The organism is Vibrio sp. 10N.247.311.13 (assembly GCF_041467595.1).
Classification (GTDB): Bacteria; Pseudomonadota; Gammaproteobacteria; order Enterobacterales; family Vibrionaceae; genus Vibrio; species Vibrio crassostreae_C.
In genome coordinates this window covers 164,301-185,682 of record NZ_JBFSUX010000001.1, presented here as the reverse complement: position 1 = coordinate 185,682, position 21,382 = coordinate 164,301, and the positions used below count along the sequence as shown (strand labels likewise).

Genomic DNA, 21,382 nt, shown 5'->3' with positions numbered 1-21,382 from the left:
AAGCCTGTAAAGACTTGAGACAAGAGCTGTTCGTTAAATTGCGTGACTAGCCTAGAACAACGACAACATCGTTCACGCTGCCTTCTGCTTGTACTGGGATAGCGCCTTCAACTGATTCACCATTGATAGTGATAGAGGCAACGCCTTTGCTTACTGCATTCGGGTTTTGCACTGTGATGTTGTAAGTTGCGCCACGCCATTGACGAGTAACCTCGAATTCTGGCCAATCAGTCGGGATACAAGGATCAACCGTTAAGCCTTCAAAGCCTGTACGAACACCAAGAATGAAGTTGGTTACCGCGAAGTAAGCCCAACCAGAGGTACCGGTTAACCAAGGGTGGTTTGCACGGCCGTGGTCTTGGTGATCTTTACCCATGATGAACTGCACGTACGAGTATGGTTCTGCGTAACGCGTTTCAATCATGTCGTTTTGGTTGTATGGGTTCAGTGCGTCATAGAATTTCATCGCACGGTCACCACGGCCTAGTTTCGCTTCTGCTACCCAGGCCCATGGGTTAGGGTGAGAGAAGATTGCGCCGTTCTCTTTTACGCCTTGGTAAACGCGAGTTACGAAACCGATATCATCGTTTGGTGTTGCAAATGAAGGAGAGTTTAGGTGTAGGCCGTATTCTGAGAAAAGGTTCTCATCAACAGCGTCCATCGCTTTCTCACCGCGTTCTTGAGATACAGCACCAGATAGAACGGCTAGCGTGTTTGACTCAAGGTGTACACGACCTTCAGCTTGTTGAGCGGTACCGATCTTGTCGCCATTTTTAGTTAGACCACGGATGTACCAGCCGCCTTCGTCATCCCAAAGGTGCGTTTCACACGCTTCGCGAACGTTAGCAGCCATTTCAGTGTATTTCGCAACGTCAGCATCGTTATTACGGAACTTAGCAAGATCTAGGAATTCTTGTAGCGCCCAGAAGTGTAGGAATGAAACCATTGATGATTCACCGCCACCTAGGTTCAAACAGTCATTCCAGTCAGCACGAAGGCCTTTACAAATACCCGTTTGACCCACGTATTCAGCAGAGAAGTTCAGTGCCGCTTTCATGTGTTCGTAAACTGTCGCGTCGCCACCGTCTGCGTATGGGATCACTTCATCAAAGAAGTCGTGCTCACCGGTTTCCATTACGTATTTGATAATGGTCGGAACGATCCATAGGTGGTCATCAGAACAGGTATCGTCAATGCCGTGGATCTTGTCGTCATCTGACGGTGTTGGAACAACTGTTGGTGATTTTGATGGCTCAACGTCGGCTTTCTCTGGATCGAACCAGTCAGGATCGAACAAGTGTAGACCGTAGCCCGCTTTCACTTGGCCGCGAAGCAGGTCGATAATACGTTTCTTGGTCATTTGTGGGTTGGCATGGGGTACTGAAATAGCATCTTGAGCCGTATCACGGTAACCAAGACCAGTACGACCGCCAACTTCGATGAATGATGCAAAGCGTGACCAAACCACACAGGTTTCCGCTTGGTATAGCGTCCACGTGTTGATCATTGTGTCTAGGCCTTCGTTTGGCGACTTAACTTGGAATTTGTTGCAACGCTCGTCCCAGTGATCTTTGATGCCTTGGAAAGCGGCGTCTACGTTTGCTGTGTCTTGGTACTTCTCACGTAGGCGTTCACCGTTGCCTTTACCGATACCGAGTACATACGCAAAGCGAACTTCTTCACCGGGTTGAATCGTAAATTGCTTGTGCAGAGAACCACAATGGTTGTAACAAGTTTGAGCGCTGTTAGAACACTTACCGTTTTCAACCGCAATTGGATTTGCTTCATCACGGTACATACCAAGGAAGTTGTCACGTTGGCCATCGTAGCTGTCTGGTGAGAAAGTTGAAGCTAGGTAGTAGAAGCCTTCAAAGTCGTTAGTGTTGTAGTACAGGTCGTATTCCAGAACACCTTCTTGGTAAGACGTGCCCGCAGAGTACAAAGACATCTGATGGTTTTGATTGTCTGATTGAATATGGCTGAAAGAGAACTCAACAAACGAGAAAGTGCTGATAGTACGTGGCTTGTCAGTGTTGTTCTTTAATACAACGTCCCAAACTTCTGCATCTTCACCCTTAGGTACGAATAGCGTCTTGGTTGCGGTAATGCCGCTGTATTCACATTTGAACTTTGAGTATGACAGGCCGTGACGAACTTCGTAGTTCGCTTCATCTAGGCTCTTTGCCACTGGTTGCCAAGAGATAGACCAGTAATCACCCGTCTCATCATCACGCAGGTAAACATAGTGTCCTGGGCGGTCAAAGGTGCCGTTTGGACGGAACTTAGTAACACGGTTGTATTCCGGAGAATTGTAGAACGAGTAACCGCCCGCATTGTGCGAAATCACGGTACAAAACTTTTCAGTACCTAGGTAGTTTGTCCAAGGTGCTGGTACATCAGGGCGAGTGATGACGTATTCGCGATTGTCGTTATCGAAATAGCCGTATTTCATTGTCATTTCCTTTTTAACAAACTGCATCTATGCAGCTAATTTTTAAATAGTGATGCTGAGTCGTATCTAACTGAGCACCTTAATTTGAGTCAGCAACCACTCGATATGAGTGTCACTTTGGTTTGTTTTATTGAGCTTTCCAAGGGTTGCGATAATCAACATTGAGTTTGTCGAGTAATGGCAGATGCCCCTTTAGGCGAGATAGGTAATCTAGCCAGTTTCGGTTGTTTTTATGTGTCCAACATCCTTCAGCTAAAGCGCTAATTCTTGGGAATACCATGTAATCCATACGCTTTTGGTTGGTGACGATCTCACACCATAGAGCACACTGAATTCCGCGGATCCGCTTACGAATTGGGTCGGTGTCGGATATCTCAGCAAGTGCTTCGTAGGTATAAGCTTGTTCTAATGGGATAACGGCAGCCCAATCTACGCCCGGTTCTTCCGGTGCATAATCTTGGGTCATGTCGAGATAGGTAAACTGTGCAGGTTGCAACACCACATCAAAGCCTTGGCGAGCGCAATTGACAGCCGCTTCTTCACTGAGCCATGAGTAGATGATGGTCTCTTTACTCACTTTGTCGCCGTGCTGTGCTTCTTCCCAGCCGACCATGCGTTTGCCGAGTTGCTTAAGCTTGTTTTCGGCATAGCGGAATAGGTGACCTTGTAGGTCTTTGCTGTCTTGGTACTGGTGTTCTTTCATCAACGCTTGAGCAGCAGGGCTGTTGCTCCACACTCCCGGTGGCACTTCGTCTGCACCCATGTGAATTAATTCGCTCGGGAACAGCTCTGCGACTTCTTCAATAACTGCATCTAGAAATTGGTAAGTGCCTGGTAAACCTGGATTTAGGACGTTGTCGTTGTAGTGCTGAATGCTTTTGTATTGAGTAGTGTCAGCTTGCTCTACCAACATGTCAGGCAGTGATTTGATTGCGGCACGGCAGTGTCCCGGAATATCGATCTCTGGGATCACCGTGATGCTGCGTTGCTCTGCATATTCAATGACTTCACGAATTTGTTGTTGCGTGTAGAAGCCGCCGTAGTTTTCCGCAATGTGGGTATATTGCGGCTCTAGTGCATGATCAGGGCCACGCCAAGCGCCAATTTCTGTTAGCTGTGGCAGGCTCTTTATCTCAATTCTCCAACCTTCATCGTCAGTTAGGTGCCAATGAAATACGTTGAACTTGTAGTGCGCCAGTTGATTGATTAAACGCTTCACTTGCTCTACTGAGTGGAAGTGACGAGCGCAGTCCAACATCATGCCGCGGTACTTAAAGCGCGGTTGGTCGGCTATCTTGCAACATGGTAGAGAGAAGTTCTCTGCGTCCAGTTGTTGAACTAGTTGAATCAAGCTTGCCACAGCGTGTGTAAAGCCCGACTGGCTGCCTGATTCAGCAATAATCTGTTGTGCAGTGATGGTCAGTTTGTATTCGGCTTCATCTAACGTCGGGTTGCTGCGAAATAGAATGTTGCCGCTTTCGTCTTTTGAAAGTTCAGCTGAAAGCGCGGTCGAAAGAGACAGCTCAAAGGTCGAGAGCAACTCTTGCTGGAACCAAGAGACTGCCTTATCAGCAAGATGAGATTGAACCTCAATTCTGCAGTCGTTATTTAGCGCGAAGTTACTTAGCGCGAAACTACCTTGCTGAAATTCGATCTGATTAGGCTGAGGAATCAATGCAATCTCAGCAGCGTTAACTTCAGGTATTTGATTGCGTTCACGGTATGGCGAAGCCAGTACTATGGGTGATATCGCGACAGGGAGTACCGATGTTTCTCCATCATTATGTGACTGGATAAAGGCATCGTTAAGGCCATCAGAATAGAAGCGGAATGGTGCGCTTTGAATACTGAATTCAAGGTAGTAATGGTTGTTGGCCTTTAACACTGACGAACTTGGTGTGAATGAGCAAAAGCTGCCAACTTGAGTCAGCTCTCCTTGCGATAAACTCTCTGGAAGGATGAAACGATCAAATGCAAAGTGCAGAGACCAATCTTTTACGTCGAGGTCACTTAAGTTATGTACCGTAAGGCCAAATCGGCAGTTATTTTTTTGTTCAGAAAGAACAGCTAAGTCGATGCGATAATTCATATAACTTCCCTGCTAAGCCTGTTGATACAAGTTGTGTTGTGGTTTTCCGGCAAACATCAATGCGCCTTCAATAGCGTCGAATTGAGGTTTAACGATCCATTGTTGTACTGGTGGTGATAGCCAGTTGAGAATACGCTCAGCGATACTTCCCATTAAGCACACCTTGTCAGCGCCTTTTCGATGCAGTGCTAAGACAAACATTTCGATATCAGCCGCGGTTTGCTTGAGCATATCGATAGCCAGTTCGTCACCTTCGTTAGCGAGTTGAAAAATAACTGGTGAGAATTGACCGTAATCCTTTGGAATAGCACCTTTTGACCATTCGACAATGGCATCCACATCATTATTAAAGTGATTCATCACATGTAGAGTCAGCGGGGTTTTGTTGCGAATACCGTCTTCTGCAAGCAAGACTTGTTGAATCAAACGTAAGCCCATGACTGCGCCGCCGCCTTGATCTGAAATCGGAAATTCACGACCGCCAACCACATATTGCTCACCGTCTTTTAGGAAGATACCGCAAGAACCCGTACCACCGATCATGATTGCGCCGTCTTGGCCATTGTGAGCACCAATGCAAGCGCCATAAGCGTCGGTATTTAGTGTCATGCTTGCGAAAGGGTGTGGTTGAGCCATGAAGTCGAACCATGCTGATTTTTGCTCAGCGCCAGCCAGCGCTAGGCCAACATGCATATTTGAAAAATGGTCTGAGTTGAGTTGCCCTTGTTGTGCCGCTTTTGTGATGGCATCAATAATTGAGCTCATCGCAACATCAACACCCAAAAGGATGTTGCCACTGCCACTTTTCGCTTCACCAATCAGTTTGCCTTGAGCGTCACGAATACGAGCACGACAAGAAGTACCACCACCATCAATACCGACGTAGTAAAGAGTCATTATTATTGCTCCTTACGCTGAGCTAAGAAGTTGAACTGTGCAGCGGTTGCTAATAAGAACCACGCACCATGAGGGATCCATTGCTCACCCCAGCGCCAGTTTTGAAGCATGTCATCTTTTTGTGCTGGTGGATTGAACGCAATGTCTTGTTCATCTTCAAAACCAGCTGTGATGCCATTACAGATACCGCCTTTCGCATTGAAGAACCCAAGCTGAGGTAGGTAGTCTGGGTTGTTATGGCCATGACCATCGAGCATGCACATGTGGTATGGGTTGAGGCCCAAGATCCAATCAAGGCTATTTTGTGAAAGCTGGATTAAGCGCTCTTGAAGTTCGCTATCTTTAATGTGCGGTTGAACTAGGTAAGCCATGGTTGCGAGTGAGCCAAGGCGTGCGTTCTCGCCTTGCCACCAGTAACCGGTTTCGTTCTGTTGAGCGACGAAGAAGGCATCACGTTTATCACCATCGACAGATTTAACGTATTGTCTTGGATAGCCAAATGGGTTGGTGACTTTGTCGGTGATGTTGATTTCGAACTGACAAGCTTGTTCAACAACTGTGCGCGCCTGTTCTTTTAATTCAGCATCGGTTTCATTGTCGATGTATTCACATAGTGCAATCACAGGAAGACCGGCTTCAGCTGCGTGAAAGTATGGACGAGAGCCATCAGAGTTTGCCGACCAGAAGTGCTCAAATGAATCATCGGATTGCTGACGAGAGATTAAACGAGTCGCCCAAGTTCTTGCTTCTGATAGGTATTGCTGGTCTTGTGTTACGCGATACAGCTCATTGGCTGCGAGTAGGGCGCAATACTCATCGATGATGTTCTCTTCACCATCGTTTAGATACTGGAGGTTGTACTCTTTTAGATGCCAGTAACCCTTAACCGCCATTTCAAGGTATGTGTGGCTCGAGTAGCTGCCAGAGATTTCAAGCTCAGAAGCTGCGGCTAATGCTGCGATAGCAACACCTGCACCTTGTCGGTAGCCCGCTTGTAAGTCCGTTGATTTATGACCTTCTTGAGTCGCATAAGCGCAGATATCGCGTTGGTTGATATCTTTGCTCCATTTGTCGAATACCGTCATATAGAAGTATCCGTCAGCGTCTTGCATACGCACTAAGAAGTCGGCACCGAACAGAGCCTCTTCCGTTAGACGAATCATGGAGAATTTCGGGAAGTCTGGGTTATGGCCAGTCAAGCGTACGCTTTTTAGCATGTTCCAAACGACCATCGGAATTTGTTGTGGGTTTAGGTAGTTACCATAAGACAGGTGGCTAAAATACTTACTGACATCACCTGATGCGTCATACCATCCACCGTGGACATCGACGTATCGGTCGGTACCTAGAATTTGTGCTTGTCGATCTTTTTTGTCGAAAATACCGCCACAGCGTTGTGACTTAAAGTAATGAAGCACATCAGAAAACGTGTGGTTCATTAATAGGTTGCTACCAATCTCAAATACTTCTGAACGCAGGTTGTCAAAACGTAGGTAGTAGCGACCAGATTCAGTGACTGAACTGAAATCAATAGTGAAGAATTGCCCTTGATGCCAATTTGCTACGCGGCCTTGTTTAACCACATCAAAATTTCCGACAGTCATATGGTTGTCAGCACAGACGAGTAGAGCCGTAGTGCTTGATAGGCGAGCTTTCTTAGTTTGTAGGATAGCTTGCTTCGGGCCTGTGGACTCATAGCCAATATGGTTGGTCAATAACAGCATCAATATTCTCCGACAGTCCTAGTTTCTATTGGCTAGGTACTTGAATGTTTTGGATATAAATAGTTAGGGTCCGAAGACCCTAACTTGGGTTTTATTACTTAGCTTTCGTGTAGGTAACAGCGCACAAAGTGGTTATCAGCGAGCTGCGTAACCCCTGGTAGCTGCTCTTTGCACTTATCCATTGCGTGAGTACATCTGCCTGCAAATGGGCAGCCTGCTGATACTGGTGTCCACAGAGGAATCTCACCTTTGTTGCCTGCAAGTTGCTCGTGGATCGACTTCTTAGGATCTGGAACGGCCGAAACAAGCAATTGGGTGTATGGGTGCTGAGGATTAGCAATCACGTCATCGGTATCGCCCCATTCCACCATGTGTCCCACGTACATCACCGAAAGGTCTTCAGCGATGTAACGAGCGGTTGCGATATCGTGAGTGATGTAAAGCAGAGACATTTGCTTCTCGAACTTCATCTCTTCCATCAGGTTCAAAACACCGGCACGAATCGATACATCAAGCATTGAAGTTGGCTCATCGGCTAGTACAACTTCGGCACCTACCGCGATGTTGCGGGCTAGGTTGACACGTTGACGTTGGCCGCCAGACAGTTGGTGAGGGTACTTCTTCGCCGTCTCTTTTGGTGGGATCAGGCCCACTTGCTCTAAAAGATCGTAAACACGTTCTTCTAGCTCTTTCTTGTTGCCCGGAGATACTTTCTTGTGGATCAACAGTGGTCGAGCAATGTGGTGGAAGATATTGTGCGTTGGGTTCAATGAACCAAACGGGTCTTGCCATACCATCTGCACGCCTTCACGGTAGTGCATAAGATCTTTTCTGCTTGAGATCTCTTGGATATCACGACCTTTGTATTCGATCGTGCCGCCTGAAGGTGCGTACATTTTTGCGATCATTTTTGCGGTTGTTGATTTGCCTGAACCAGACTCACCAACCACTGCTAGGCCACGGCTTTTGTACATCTTGAATGACACGTCGTTAATCGCACGCATCATTGGGGTTTGAATGGTGGTACTGCTTATTGGGAAGTCTTTTACGACATTCTTGCCTTCTACCAATAATTGACCGAAATCTTTGCTCATAATTGTCTCCAGAATCCTTATTCGCTTTGCTTGTTTTTAGGCGGTCGAGCCGCCTTGTTCGTTATTCACGCTGAGTCAGCGTGCAAGCTATAGCTTCCTTTGTACTATTGGGTCACCGTACAGGTGGCAGTTAGACAAATGTCCCGGGTCGATAGAACGCAGCTTGGTTGGCACCTTGGTACACTTTTCATGTACACGGTCACAACGAGCTTGGAAACGACACCCTTCAGGGATCTCTAACAGGTTCAGAGGGTTACCCGGAATACCTGCTAACTTTGTCTTTGGCCCTGTCAGTGGAGGGAAAGAATTTCCCAGCCCTTTGGTGTAAGGGTGGTAAGGGTTTTCTAGAATATCTTGAGAGTTAGCCACTTCGATTAGCTCACCTGAGTACATGATGCCGATGCGGTCAGAGAACTCGACCATCAATGACAAGTCATGGGTGATGAACAGAATTGAGAAGCCAAATTCTTCTTTTAGTGCATAGATCTTTTGTAGGATTTCGCGTTGCACAACCACATCAAGTGCGGTTGTCGGCTCATCCATAATGATCAGCTTTGGATTCAGTGCTAACGCGATAGCAATAACCAAGCGCTGACGCATGCCGCCAGAGAATTGGTGAGGATAGTCACTCAATCGGCTCGGGTGAATATCGACGATTTCAAGTAGACCTTCAGCACGCTGCTTAGCTTGCTCGCGAGTCATGTTGGTGTGACGCATGATTACGTCACAGAACTGCTCTTCCATCGGTAGTACTGGGTTGAGTGCGTTCATCGCGCTCTGGAATACCATCGACATCTCACTCCAACGGAACGACTGCATACGGTCATCACTGTATTCAAGGATGTTCTCACCGTTGAAGATAACCTCACCACCACTGATGTAAGCGGGCGGCTTATGAAGACGCATAAGAGAGAAAGCGACCGTTGATTTACCACAGCCAGATTCACCAGCTAGGCCGAAGACTTCACCTGGAGCGATGTCGAAACTTACGTTGTTACACGCACGAACATCGCCAGACTCTGTGATGTAATCCACGCATAAGTTGCGGATAGAAATTAGTGGTTCAGACATGATTATTTATCTCCGCTCCAAAGTGCATTTTGTGGTGGTAGTTCTGGTTCACGTTCTTCTTTGTCTTGAGCTGCTAGTTTCTTCCAACGCTTCATGCCTTTGTGAGAACGCAGTTGCGGGTTAGCAATTTCATCGACCGCGAAGTTAAGTAGAGCAAGGCCAGTTACAAGTAGTGTCAGTGCGATACAAGGAGCCAGCAGTTCCCACCAAGCGCCAATCAGCATTGATGAAGAGGTTTGAACGTTGTAAAGCATGATGCCCCAGCTGATTGTGTTCGGGTCACCAAGACCTAGGAACGAGATGGTTGCTTCCATCATGATTGCGTACATCACCGAACCGATGAAGCTTGCGCCAACGATAGAGATAAGGTTTGGCAGAATCTCTACGAAGATGATGCGGAATGAAGATTCACCCAAAACTTCAGCGGCTTTTACAAACTCTTTTTCACGCAGTGCTAAGGTTTGGGAGCGAACAACACGGGCACCCCAAGCCCAAGACATAAAGCCGATAACCAAGGTTATGGTGAGTGGCCCTGCCTCACCGATAAAGGCTGCTACTACGAACAGTAATGGGTATTGAGGGATTACCAGCATGATGTTCATTGCGGCTGTTAGAACGTCATCGACACGGCCACCGAAGTAACCTGCAGAAACACCAATAACAGTTGCGAGTAAACATACGGTTAGACCCGCACCAAAACCTACAGCAAGAGATACGCGTGCGCCGTATACCACTTGAGACCAAACGTCACGACCCATACGAGTTGTACCTAGTACGTGGTCTGCCTTTTTAGACATGATCAATGTACGACGGTCGTCTGCTAGATTTTGAGCAACCCAGCCATCAGGGTTAGTTTGTGCAGACTTCACCACGAAACCAGGATATTCGTGTGGGTTACCTGTACGCTTGTCTGGTACATGTTTGGTGATTAATGGAGCTGCAATCGCGCCAAGAATAAAAATACTTAGGATGATGACGCCTGTTAGGGCCATCGGGTTACGCCAAATGAGTTTTAAAAAGTCTTTCATGATTATTTACCACCCTTACGAAGACGAGGGTCAAGAACAACGTAAAGCATGTCTGCAACTAGGTTAAAGAACAGCATGAATAGCGTCATGATAAGCAGCTGACCTTGCAGTACTTGGTAGTCACGAGCGTTAATTGCGTTGAAAAGTACGCTGCCAAGACCTGGGTAGTTAAAGATGATTTCGATAATTAACTGACCGCCGATTGCCATACCTAGCGACATTGACAGGGCTGTCACACTAGGTAGCATCGCGTTACGAGCTGCGTAGTTGAATACCACTCGGTTTTCGCTCAGGCCTTTGCCTTTCGCCATGGTGATGTAGTCTTCGGCTAATAGGTTGATCATGTTGTTACGCATGTTTACTAGGAAGCCACCAATTTGAACAACAGAAGCACAGAACAGTGGTAAGAAGGCGTGGTAAGCGACATCTTTAATGAATGCCCAGCTTGTCCAATCAGGTATAGTACCAGCGGTGTAGGCATACCCTGTTGGGAACCACTTCAAGCCAATTGCAAAGGTAAATAGTGCAATCATCGCGATAACAACTTGAGGAACGGCTTGTAGAATCAGCATCCCTGGCGTTACGAAGGCATCGTACTTACTGCCGCGTTTCCACGCTGCGAAAATACCTAGGATTGAACCAATCGAGAAAGAAAGAATAACTGCGGTGCCGGCTAAGAAAAGCGACCAACCGAATGCTCCACCCAACAGTGTGTTTACAGAAAGTGGGTAGAATTGAATTGATGTACCAAGTTCCCAGCTAAGAATGTTCTTCATGTACGCCACGTATTGAACTAAGTAGCCACCATCAACGAAGCCTAATAGTTCTTTCATTGCAGCAATACGCTCTGGAGTAACTTGTACAGAAGCGTTCGCAAACATCATGGTAACTGGGTCACCAGGCATTGCTCTTGGAATAATAAAGTTTAACGTCGCAGCAACTAATAGCGCGACAAAATAAAATGACAAACGTCTTAAAAAATAACCCATAACTCACACCTTACTCACCCAGATTGTTTCCCTGTTTCTGGATTCAGGTCGCTCCTAGCGAAATTTGGAACGAAAAATCCCCTGACGACTAGCGCCATACTTTCAATTGAGAGTGTGGGGATTTTTATAAGCGGCGTAAGAGGTTACGCCGCAAGGATTGAACGATTACTTATTTAACTGGTTTTAGGTCCAGTACATGAAGTAGACGCTCTGGAATACCAGCCCAAATGTTTGGACGGCCTTTTGGATTTTCTTCGTTCCACCAACCAGTGAAGCGAGTTGTGTTGTATTGGTACATGTAAGCACCAGACATCACAGGGATTGTCACTTGGTCTGCAGCGATGATTTGCTGGATACCGTGTGCAATGTCTAGCTGCTCGTTCTTATCAGCTGTTTTGTAGAAGCTGTTTAGAAGACCATCTAGCTTGTCGTTTTTGTAGAAGTGCATTGCGAAACGAGGCATACCATCACCAGATTGTAGTGATGAGTTGTAAGCACTGTTCCAGTACGTGTATGGATCCGCACCGTGGAAGTAGTTTGTGTATGCTACGTCGTATGTACCTTCAAGCATTGCTTGGTTGTAAACAGAGAAGTCAGGTGTACGAGCTTTTGCTTTAATACCGATTTCGTTTAGCTGTTCTACCGCTAGTTGAACTGTGTTGTTGAAGTCAGTCCAGCCGTTTGGCGATTGAATCATTAGTTCGAAAGACTTGCCTGATGGAGTGTCAACAAAACCATCTTTGTTTACATCTTTGAAGCCAGCGTCAGCAAGAAGCTTCTTCGCGCCTTCAGCGTTGTAAGTGTTGAAGCCTTTGTACTTGTCATGAGTTTTTTCATCAGACCAAGCTTCAAACGCGTAGCCAAGACCCGATGCGAAATCGTTTACAGTACCGCCACCGTAGAATGCGATGTCGATGATAGTTTGACGGTCAAGAGCCATAGAGAAAGCACGACGGAATTCAACGTTGCTCAATGCTTCATGCTTCGCAGCATCTGGGTGCTTGAAGTTAACGATGAATGCCTGTGTACCTGCTGGCGGGTACCAGTAGTGGTGTTTAGGGCTAGCTGCTGCGTATGTACGATCGATATCTGGAACGAAAGAAGACGTCCAGTCCATTTCACTGTTTACAACTTTACCTAGGAATTGGTCGTTGTTCGCAATTTGTGGAACACGTAGACAGTCAACATCTAGGTTGTCTGCATCCCAGTAGTTCGGGTTTGCACACTGGATGTATAGCTGCGCTGTAAACGTATCGATTTCTGTAAATGGACCAGAACCTACCGGGTTCTCATTGGTAAACGTTGATGGATCTTTAACGTCTTTCCAGATGTGCTTAGGTACTACAGGTACTTTAGCAATCTCGTAAGGTACGTTTGAGTTTGCTTCTGTTAGTGTGAACTTAACTTGGTTGTCGTTCAGTTTTTCTACAGAAGTTACCCAAGAGTTGATACCAGATTGGTCAAGCTCTGGCTTCTCTTTTACAAGGTTGAAAGAAAAAACAACATCATCAGCAGAGAAAGTTTCTCCGTCTGACCATTTAACACCCTTACGAATGTCGAAAACAACGCTCATCAGATCATCTGACATCTTGAAGTTTTCAGCTAGACGGAACACTGGAGTGTTACCGTGCATTTCGTTAAATACTACTAGCGGCTCATACATGAAGTCAGTTGTAGTATGTAGGTTAGTAGCACCAAGGTACGGGTTAAAGTTACGTACGAATGTAGTGTACTCTTTCGGGTGAACGGTCAGTTCACTGCGTTCTGCAGCGGTTGCTACTGATGCAAAACCTGTTGTAGCAGTTGCAATAATTGCTGTTGCTATTGCTGTTTTTTTTATATTGGCAAGCATAGCTGTTCCTTACTATTTGCTTTCATTTCACTAATGGATTGAATGTTATCTGTCGCTAAATTGTTTAGTAGATACACACTCTGGTTAAAGGCCTACCTCTTCTTCGTTGCTCCAGATTCATCGTTGATTCTGAGAAGTGGTAAGAGTGGCCTGTAGGCCTTTGGCAGGAGTAAGAAAACACCTTATCGATGAATTAATCAAACTCGTTTCCCGTCAAAAACGTTAAAAACACACAACCCCACGTCATTAACGTCAAAATAGGTTGCTTTGGTGGTTTTTTGTACGCAATTGTTAAAGTGATGTGACTCGCATTTGGTTTTGAGGTTCTTGCAGGTTGTAAGTATTCACTAACTTTAAAGGCTTTTTATTATAATGCTTTACCCTAAGTTGGTATAATTGTAGATCTCGGTCACTTGCCAGTTTTACGTTAAATTTCCCTAGAAAATTAAATCTGCCGTTCTGTTGTGACTCGCTTCTCAAACTGCAACAAAGAGTCAGATAACGGTCAGATATGATTGAGAATAGAACGAAAAGTACTGACGGTTACCAGCACGCACTGTGAGTAATTAGCGTGAATTTCCCCTTGTTTAAAGGCGTAAAAAAAGTGCGTTGCAAGCGTTGGGATTCTACTTTTTGTGATTATTAGGCGTACAAAAAAGCCCACGCTAGGTGGGCTCCATTATTCAAAGTATCGTGATGTTGGTTCAGGGTTTAACTGGTCAGTAGTTTCTGCAGTTTATCTCTTAGCATCTCAATGTGGGTTCTTTCTGGTGTCTGTTCTTTGCAGTGTTCCAGAATGAATTCGATTGAGCTCAGTACCGTTCGCCAGCGAGGCGTTTTCGGTAGGGTTTCTACGCGTAGGTATTTGTCTAGCGTTCGAGTTTGCAGCGTACTGCGGTCTAAGTAGACGCGCCACAAGCCACTCTTCTCGGCGAAAGCAAACTTGGTTTCACCAGTCACCGATTCCCAGTAGATGATGGCATTCGTCATCGCATCGACCAGTACCTCACGCATTAACTCTTGCTTGTTTTTACCTTCACCGGTTGCCTTGTCAGCAAGACGAGTAAATTCTCCGCCAAGCTCTTTCAGCTGCTGTAACTTATCTTTGTCGCCTTCAAAGGCATAACTAGAGAGAGCCTCAACCGCCGTTTCAAGGTTATTGATTCGGTTTGAGTTAACACCACCACCTACATTAAAGATATACATGGTGTCGAGCCCTGAGCCTTCAGGCAGCTTAAGGATGTCACTTGGTATGCGCTGACGTGTATCGTCTATATAGATATCAATATCACCGCAGTAGTGGGCTTGTTCTACCTTAAGGTATTTAGGTGCAATGATCTCGTCAGCCATTGAGCGTTTGAGTTGCTCCTGTCCGCGTCTGAATAGCTTCGCCGCGGCTTCGTTAGCAAAACGAATGCGTTGGTCATCGCGAATACAGATGATGGCTTCAGGTGCCGATTCTAGCTGCTCTAATAAGCGGCCTTGAGTTTCTAACAAGTTAGCTTCAACCATCGCTCTATGTTTGAGTTCGAGTTGCAGTTGATCGTTTTCAAGGCGTCTCTGTTCAGCTTTGCTTGCTGATAGATGTGCTGTAATTCGAGCCGCCAGTTCTTGTTTGTTGAACGGTTTAGACAAGTAGTCATTGGCACCCGCTTCGAAACCTCGAACACGGTCTTCTGCTTGGTTGAGTGCCGTTAGCATGATGATTGGCAACTGAGCATGATCGTATTGCTTTCTCAGTGCTTCACAAACCTGATAGCCGCTCATTCCTGGCATCATGATGTCGAGTAGAAGCAGCTCTGGCTTCTCTTTTTCAATCAGTTCAATGGTTTCAGGGCCATCACATGCAGTACGTACTCGATAACCTTCTAACTTCAAGAAGCTGTCTAATACTCGCAGGTTAACCGGCTCATCATCGGCGATAACCAATAACGGGCCATCTGGGTTTTCACTGATAACACTGTTTTCTTGTTGGCTGTTATCAATTAAATCAGGCGCTTGGAAGTGCGAGTAATGACCGGATTCGTTGTAACTGTCCAGCTCACCTTGAGTCGCTAGGGGCAGGGTAAAGCTAAACGTAGTGCCAAGCATTGGTTGGCTACTTACGTACAGTGAACCGCCCATTAGCTCGATCAACTGACGGCTGATCGATAGTCCAAGCCCTGCACCTTGGCGGTAGTTACTCGCATCTTGGCCTGCTTGAATCAATGGCTCAAAGATGTGCTCAAGGTACTCGGCCGGTATACCTTGGCCAGTATCGACAACTTGCACACGAATGTTGTCATCGATAACGCTGGCAGAGATAACAATTTTACCTTCTGAGGTGTACTTGATGGCATTGCCGACCAAGTTATACATCACTTGCTCAAGTCGTTGAGGATCCGATGAAACCAGACCTAAATCACTTGGGACTTGGTTAATAATACGGATTGGCTTATTGCCCAATAGGTGATGAGACAACTCTAGGACCAAGCTGGTGGCTGCCGACAAATCAACGGCTGATTTCTTAATATCTAAGCTGCCATAGCGCATCTTGTGATAATCAAGCAGATCATCAACCAAGGTCGCCAATCTCTGACCGCTATTGATGATGATATCCAACTGATATTTCTGATTAGCAGGAATAGGGCCGTTAGCTCCAGATATCAACGCTTCAGCGATACCCACCATGCCATGCAGTGGTGTTCTCAATTCATGTGAAGTAGTCGCTAAGAACTCATCTTTGAGTTTATTGGCCAGTTGTAACTCTTCGTTTTGCTTTTGAATGGTCTTAAGGTTGTCCTCAAGCTCATCGTTTTGGCTTTTGATGAGCTGCATTTTTTCACGAATAGATCGCTGCATTCTTTCGAAGCTCACCGCGAGTCGGCCTATCTCATCTTTGCGCTCGGTATTGATCATGGTTTCATCGAGATCACCCGCCGATACTTTTTCGGCAGCCCACGTCAGTTTAAGCAGTGGGGATGTGATGAAGTTAGACAGATAGTGCGATGCAACGACTACCAGAATGATCGCCGTTAGCATCACGATCACGAAGATCTTTTCTAACTGATGAATACGGGCAAACGCCTCTTTCTCTGGCAGCTCTACGACAAGAGCCCATGTTGCGTATTTCAGCTCAATTGGCGTATATGCCGCGATGATCGCTTGATCTAGGGTGTTGTCGAAGGTGCCAACCGCTGTTTCGCCAGCCAATGCTTTATCGACAACATCTAGGCTCAAGTTGATAGATTCTTGTGAATGAGCAAGGCTACGCGGTAGGTGATCATCACCTACAAGCAGCGTTTGAATATTCGAACTCTTGTTGAGATCCGCAATCAACTTAGTAATGCCGTTGATTGGTAGCCTAAACATCGCGTAACTGTGTAGGTAGCCTTGTTGAACGATAGGTGCGCCTAGCCATGCGGTCTGTTTGCCATTCTCGTCTTTAAAGTCAGAAACGATAACCGGCGTGTAATCTTCGTTAGATTTGCGTCGGTCGGTTACGTCTTTGGCTAGTCGTTGAAAGGTAATACCTAGGTTGGAGTCCTTGTATTTTCCTGTCAGCAGATTGGTGCCGTAATCGTCATTTTTAAAGACGGAATAAGCGACGTTACCGTTGATATCAACTAAGAGAATATCGTCAAAATCAGAGCGTTTAAGCAGTTCTAGGTAAGCATTATGGTAGCGCTTGTGGAGCAGGCGATAACGCTCGCTGCCAATAAAGCTGCTGGATTCAGGGAGGATCGACGTTTTGATTTGATCGCCAGAGCCTTGAATATAGCGCTGCTGTGCATTACTGCGTGCCTCGTCAATATCTAACCCCAATCGTTGAAATGCATTGATCAAACCATAAAATCGCCCGCCACTGGCATTGGCCAATTCTGAGCGAACAAAGCCCATCACTTGGGATTCTTGAGCTTGTAGGTAATCGACAATTTGCTGCTGCTTAGTATCACGAACCGAAACAAGGTGTGAGGTGCTTTGTTCCTGGAGATCCTGACTGTGCGATTGGAGGAAAAATATCGCGATAAGTGTCACAGGGGTAATACTGAGGACAAGAAATGCCAGCATTAGGGTATTTTGAAGGCGCTTAAACTTCTGCTTACGATAGAATCTAAACATAAATTGGGTACTACTTTCCTTTGATGTACTGCTAAAAGGGGCGAAAACAAGTACAGAGAATAGAATTAACGGGTTCCAATTTAACGAAATTAACGAGTTTTTTTACTTTGACAAGTAAGTGGTATTTAAAGCGTGTGCAAAAGCTCATTTTTATAGAGTTTTGACAAAAATATGAACAGACAGCGCAGATAATGACCCTGCGCTGTGCTAGAGAGGTTATTTGTTTGCGTGATAGATCGCGAATTTAGTGGTCTTATTTAGAGTCGCGCATTTTCCAAACGCTTGTTCAATAATTGGAATGTATTTTAAGAAACTATTCGCAACAATAATCATCTCACCAGAACGCTTCAAATGCTTAGGAGCCTGAGCAAGCAAGGTCTCAGTCGCGCTGTAACTAGTGTCTAAACCTGAATGGAATGGTGGGTTACTGATGATGAACTGATAGTCTTGTGCGGTATCAGAATAGACATCTGAAGCGAATACTTTACCCGTTAAACCATTCGCTTCTAGCGTTGCTTGGCTTGATGCCACGGCAAATGCACTGATGTCGCACATTTCTAGCTCGATATCTGGGTTACGAGATGCCATCACCGCGCCCAATACGCCTGCACCACAGCCAAAATCCAGTACCTTGCCTTTTAGTTTTGGCAGAGTATCCAACAGAAGTTGGCTACCGACATCGAATTGACCGTGACTGAAGACGCCAGGAAGGCTTTTTACCGTAAGTGATTGCTCACCAATGTTAACCGTGTAGGTCTTAAACCAGTCTTGCAGGTTGAACGCTTGTGGTTGCTCGAAGCATTGACCCCAGTAGAAAGAGCAACGACGCGCTGAATCGTATTTAACAACTTTGCCGTAAGGAGCAAACATCTTCTCGATGCTTTTCACGCCTGAACGGTTTTCACCAGCCACGACGATCTCGGTATCTTTGCCTAGCTTGGCAAATAGCATCGCCAACAAAAATTCCGCTTCCGCTTTGGCTTTTGGCCAGTACAACATCACTAAGTCGGCTTTGGTCTCTTCGGTAAACTCCGCACCATAAAAACGTTGGATGGTGTTGTAGCCTTCTAATTGACGGTAGTAGCTGTAATTAGAAGTAAACACAGAGACAGATTCACAATGCTTCGCTAACTCAACAGGGAACAAGTCTTCTGCCTCACCGGCAACTAAAACATGTTTGCCTTCAAAGTAGGCGAGTTGGCGTTGAGCAATCTGGCTTGGTGCAATATAAGCTGACATAGGACACTCTGTTGAATCGTTAGCAAAAAATGAGGGCGGATTTTCGCATAATCCGCCCAAAGCTTGAAGTGTTTAATACGGGTTCGCCAATCAAGTTGACGTCAAGTTCGTTAACTCTTGTCTTGCTGGTTTAAAAAGTCCTTAAACTCTTCATCGTAGATGTTGAATAGGACAATGGTAATCGCAAAAATCAATGGTCCGTAGATAAGACCAATTAGGCCAAACAGTTGAATACCACCCAATAGTGAGAAGAAGATCATCAGGGTATTCATGCCTGCACTGCCTTGCATTAGCAGCGGACGCAGAAGGTTATCAATTGAACCAACAATCGCTACACAGTAAACCGTTAGGAAAATCGCCCACGTTGTATCACCAGTTAGGAACAAGTAGGTTGCTGCTGGAATCCAGATTAATGCGGTACCCACAACTGGGATGAAAGAGGCAAAGCCCATCATAGTACCCCAGAATAGACCTGGGAAACCGGCAATCCACATACCTAAACCGCCGGCAAAACCTTGCGCGATTGCGGTTAAGAATGAGCCCATTACTGCTGATTTAGATACTTGTTCTATCTCTGTTAGAAGTTTGTCTTCTTGGCTACGAGACAGCGGCAGAATATGACGAACCACACTGATGATTTTGTCATGATCTCTTAATAAGAAGAACAAAACGAACAGCATCAAGAAGAAATCCATCAAGAAATTGGTTGCGTCACCTAAGATTTTCGCACTGATACCAACTAGCTTAGAACCAAAGCTGGTCGCAAACTCACCGACTTTTTGTGCGATGGCTTGGGGCTCAATGTTGTCGAAAGGCAGGTAGTTATTCACAAATGACAGCGCTTTGACCACTAACGGATGAGCAAACAGAGTCTGAATGCCACCGTGGGTCACCCATTGGTAAGTATTCTGAGAGAACAGAGAACCTTGCTGAACAATTGCTGCGAATACTGCCAATAAAGGGATAACAATAATGAAGGTCAGTATGATACAAGACAGCAGAGAGACGATGTTTTCTTTATTCGGGAGCTTTTTTTCAAGCCACTCATGGATTGGGAACATCAATAGTGAAATGATAAAGGCCATCACGATAGAGTTAACGTATGGCTCGATAAGCAAGTAACAAGCATAAGCCGCCGCGAGTAGGGCAATGATGATCACCCAGTGGCTGGAATTGATTTTGAGTTTTTCTGACACGGTAATGGTCTCTATATTTGCGTTCTGAGTTTATAATGGCTGCAAAACAGAGAGTTAGCAATGAGGAGTTTTGATAATGGGATGCTGTAATAAAGATAAGAAATGCCAAGACGAAGAACAGCAAACAAAAAAAGAGATCCCTTGGTTCAGAATGTTCCTTGGTACCTTGATGTTGTTGGTTTTCCTTTTCTGGGAACGTTAATGCTTTTGGTTCAGCTTTAGCCTTAGTCGACGGCTAAATAAGCTGTCATATTTGTGGCTGGTGAGCGCGATATATAAAAAAGGGCTGCATTTAATGCAGCCCTAAATTCAATCGGTTAGCGACTTATAAAGTGCTTTCGATTATTTGCTTTCAGCAGCAATGATCGCAAGAGAGCGGTCAGCAGCTTCTAGTGTTGCATCAAGTTCTTTTGAACCATGAGCAAGAGAAGTAAAGCTTGCTTCGAATGCTGAAGGTGCAAGGTAAACACCGTGATCTAACATTAGGTGGAAGAAGCGCTTGAAGCGTTCTACATCACACTTAGTTACATCTTCGTAGCACGTCACAGTTTCTTGATCTGTGAAGAAGAAACCAAACATACCGCCAACTTGATGAACTAGCATCGGGATGCCGTGCTTGTCAGCAAGTTGCTTGAAGCCTTTTGCCAACTGCTTAGTTTTTGAAGCTAGACGCTTTTCGTTGCCTTCTTCTCGTAGAAGGTTCAAACATGCGTAGCCAGCAGCCATTGCAACAGGGTTACCTGAAAGCGTACCCGCTTGGTAAACAGGGCCAGTTGGTGCGATGTATTGCATCACGTCTTTACGACCACCGAAAGCACCGACAGGCATGCCGCCGCCAATCACTTTACCAAGACACGTTAGGTCTGGCTTGATGTTGTAGTAAGCCTGAGCACAACCTTCAGCAACGCGGAAACCTGTCATTACTTCATCAAAGATTAGCAATGCACCTTCTTGATCACAGATTTCACGTAGACCTTCGTGGAAGCCTTCTACAGGAGGGATACAGTTCATGTTACCCGCTACTGGCTCAACGATGATACAAGCGATCTCGCCTTTGTTTGCTGCGAAGATTTCGCGTACTGAATCTAGATTGTTGAAGGTTGCTGTTAGCGTTAGTTTCGCAAAATCAGCCGGTACGCCTGGAGAGCTTGGTTGACCTAAAGTCAGTGCGCCAGAACCAGCTTTTACAAGTAGGCTGTCTGCGTGGCCGTGGTAGCAGCCTTCAAACTTAAGAATTTTGTCACGACCAGTGAAGCCACGAGCTAGACGAATCGCGCTCATTGTTGCTTCTGTACCTGAGCTCACCATACGTAGCTGTTCCATTGATGGAACCATCTCAGATACCAGTTCAGCCATTTTGATTTCAGTTTCGGTTGGAGCACCGAAGCTAAGGCCGCGTTGAGCTGCTGCAATAACTGCGTCACGAATAACCGCGTGGTTGTGACCAAGGATCATTGGACCCCAAGAGCCAACGTAATCGATATACGCTTTACCATCAGCATCAAAAATAAGTGGGCCATCAGCGCGTTCAACGAAGATTGGAGAACCACCTACGCCATTGAATGCACGAACTGGAGAGTTTACGCCACCAGGAATGGTTTGCTGTGCTTTTTCGTACAGCTCTGCTGATTTGGTCATTGATATATCCTC

At 45.9% G+C, this 21,382-nt stretch carries 14 protein-coding genes; 1 reads left to right on the top strand and 13 read right to left on the bottom strand.

Annotation, left to right across the window (positions count from 1 at the left end; all coding sequences use genetic code 11):
• Window positions 1–46: 46 nt before the first annotated feature.
• From AB6E52_RS00790 to AB6E52_RS00735, 12 genes are all read right to left on the bottom strand, one after another.
• A complete protein-coding gene (locus tag AB6E52_RS00790; RefSeq protein ID WP_102319895.1) occupies window positions 47–2,452 on the bottom strand; it encodes a GH36-type glycosyl hydrolase domain-containing protein in 2,406 nt (801 codons plus the stop codon).
• 127 nt (window positions 2,453–2,579) lie between these two features.
• Window positions 2,580–4,541, bottom strand: coding sequence for a beta-N-acetylhexosaminidase (locus AB6E52_RS00785; protein ID WP_102319896.1), 1,962 nt, complete (start codon window positions 4,539–4,541; stop codon window positions 2,580–2,582).
• 12 nt (window positions 4,542–4,553) lie between these two features.
• Entirely contained in the window at window positions 4,554–5,438 is an 885-nt protein-coding gene (locus AB6E52_RS00780; protein WP_017066804.1) for an N-acetylglucosamine kinase, read from the bottom strand.
• Window positions 5,439–5,440: 2 nt separating this feature from the next.
• The gene (locus AB6E52_RS00775) at window positions 5,441–7,162 is read right to left on the bottom strand and encodes a glycoside hydrolase family 9 protein (protein ID WP_102319897.1); all 1,722 of its coding nucleotides are present in this window, start codon (window positions 7,160–7,162) and stop codon (window positions 5,441–5,443) included.
• A gap of 98 nt (window positions 7,163–7,260) precedes the next feature.
• Window positions 7,261–8,256: an ABC transporter ATP-binding protein gene (locus AB6E52_RS00770; RefSeq protein WP_017059411.1), complete on the bottom strand. Its 996-nt coding sequence runs from the start codon at window positions 8,254–8,256 to the stop codon at window positions 7,261–7,263.
• A gap of 87 nt (window positions 8,257–8,343) precedes the next feature.
• Window positions 8,344–9,327 carry an ABC transporter ATP-binding protein gene (locus tag AB6E52_RS00765; protein WP_017059410.1) on the bottom strand — a complete coding sequence of 328 codons (984 nt, stop codon included), beginning with the start codon at window positions 9,325–9,327 and terminating at the stop codon, window positions 8,344–8,346.
• 2 nt (window positions 9,328–9,329) lie between these two features.
• Window positions 9,330–10,355 carry an ABC transporter permease gene (locus AB6E52_RS00760; protein ID WP_017056648.1) on the bottom strand — a complete coding sequence of 342 codons (1,026 nt, stop codon included), beginning with the start codon at window positions 10,353–10,355 and terminating at the stop codon, window positions 9,330–9,332.
• A 2-nt stretch (window positions 10,356–10,357) separates the two neighbouring features.
• Entirely contained in the window at window positions 10,358–11,344 is a 987-nt protein-coding gene (locus tag AB6E52_RS00755) for an ABC transporter permease (RefSeq protein WP_017059409.1), read from the bottom strand.
• Window positions 11,345–11,513: 169 nt separating this feature from the next.
• Window positions 11,514–13,196 (bottom strand): ABC transporter substrate-binding protein, encoded by a 1,683-nt coding sequence (locus tag AB6E52_RS00750; RefSeq protein WP_009847561.1) that lies wholly within the window; start codon window positions 13,194–13,196, stop codon window positions 11,514–11,516.
• A gap of 711 nt (window positions 13,197–13,907) precedes the next feature.
• Entirely contained in the window at window positions 13,908–17,297 is a 3,390-nt protein-coding gene (locus AB6E52_RS00745; protein ID WP_017059408.1) for a response regulator, read from the bottom strand.
• Between the two features lie 216 nt (window positions 17,298–17,513).
• Entirely contained in the window at window positions 17,514–18,536 is a 1,023-nt protein-coding gene (gene rsmC, locus AB6E52_RS00740; RefSeq protein ID WP_102319898.1) for a 16S rRNA (guanine(1207)-N(2))-methyltransferase RsmC, read from the bottom strand.
• A gap of 110 nt (window positions 18,537–18,646) precedes the next feature.
• Window positions 18,647–19,732, bottom strand: coding sequence for an AI-2E family transporter (locus AB6E52_RS00735; protein ID WP_017059406.1), 1,086 nt, complete (start codon window positions 19,730–19,732; stop codon window positions 18,647–18,649).
• Between the two features lie 76 nt (window positions 19,733–19,808).
• Here AB6E52_RS00735 and AB6E52_RS00730 point away from each other — a divergent pair, with 76 nt between their 5' ends.
• Window positions 19,809–19,934, top strand: a complete 126-nt coding sequence (locus AB6E52_RS00730; RefSeq protein WP_004734537.1) for a hypothetical protein — start codon at window positions 19,809–19,811, stop codon at window positions 19,932–19,934.
• Window positions 19,935–20,074: 140 nt separating this feature from the next.
• On the opposite strand, the gene hemL is transcribed toward AB6E52_RS00730, so the two are convergent.
• Entirely contained in the window at window positions 20,075–21,370 is a 1,296-nt protein-coding gene (gene hemL, locus AB6E52_RS00725; protein WP_010436060.1) for a glutamate-1-semialdehyde 2,1-aminomutase, read from the bottom strand.
• Window positions 21,371–21,382: the final 12 nt, after the last annotated feature.

Coding starts and splice junctions, on each gene's coding strand:
- AB6E52_RS00785 (WP_102319896.1), bottom strand. CDS start 4,541: ATGAATTATCGCATCGACTTAGCTGTTCTTTCTGAACAAAAAAATAAC.
- hemL (WP_010436060.1), bottom strand. CDS start 21,370: ATGACCAAATCAGCAGAGCTGTACGAAAAAGCACAGCAAACCATTCCT.
- AB6E52_RS00755 (WP_017059409.1), bottom strand. CDS start 11,344: ATGGGTTATTTTTTAAGACGTTTGTCATTTTATTTTGTCGCGCTATTA.
- AB6E52_RS00765 (WP_017059410.1), bottom strand. CDS start 9,327: ATGTCTGAACCACTAATTTCTATCCGCAACTTATGCGTGGATTACATC.
- rsmC (WP_102319898.1), bottom strand. CDS start 18,536: ATGTCAGCTTATATTGCACCAAGCCAGATTGCTCAACGCCAACTCGCC.
- AB6E52_RS00745 (WP_017059408.1), bottom strand. CDS start 17,297: ATGTTTAGATTCTATCGTAAGCAGAAGTTTAAGCGCCTTCAAAATACC.
- AB6E52_RS00775 (WP_102319897.1), bottom strand. CDS start 7,162: ATGCTGTTATTGACCAACCATATTGGCTATGAGTCCACAGGCCCGAAG.
- AB6E52_RS00760 (WP_017056648.1), bottom strand. CDS start 10,355: ATGAAAGACTTTTTAAAACTCATTTGGCGTAACCCGATGGCCCTAACA.
- AB6E52_RS00790 (WP_102319895.1), bottom strand. CDS start 2,452: ATGAAATACGGCTATTTCGATAACGACAATCGCGAATACGTCATCACT.
- AB6E52_RS00780 (WP_017066804.1), bottom strand. CDS start 5,438: ATGACTCTTTACTACGTCGGTATTGATGGTGGTGGTACTTCTTGTCGT.
- AB6E52_RS00750 (WP_009847561.1), bottom strand. CDS start 13,196: ATGCTTGCCAATATAAAAAAAACAGCAATAGCAACAGCAATTATTGCA.
- AB6E52_RS00770 (WP_017059411.1), bottom strand. CDS start 8,256: ATGAGCAAAGATTTCGGTCAATTATTGGTAGAAGGCAAGAATGTCGTA.
- AB6E52_RS00730 (WP_004734537.1), top strand. CDS start 19,809: ATGGGATGCTGTAATAAAGATAAGAAATGCCAAGACGAAGAACAGCAA.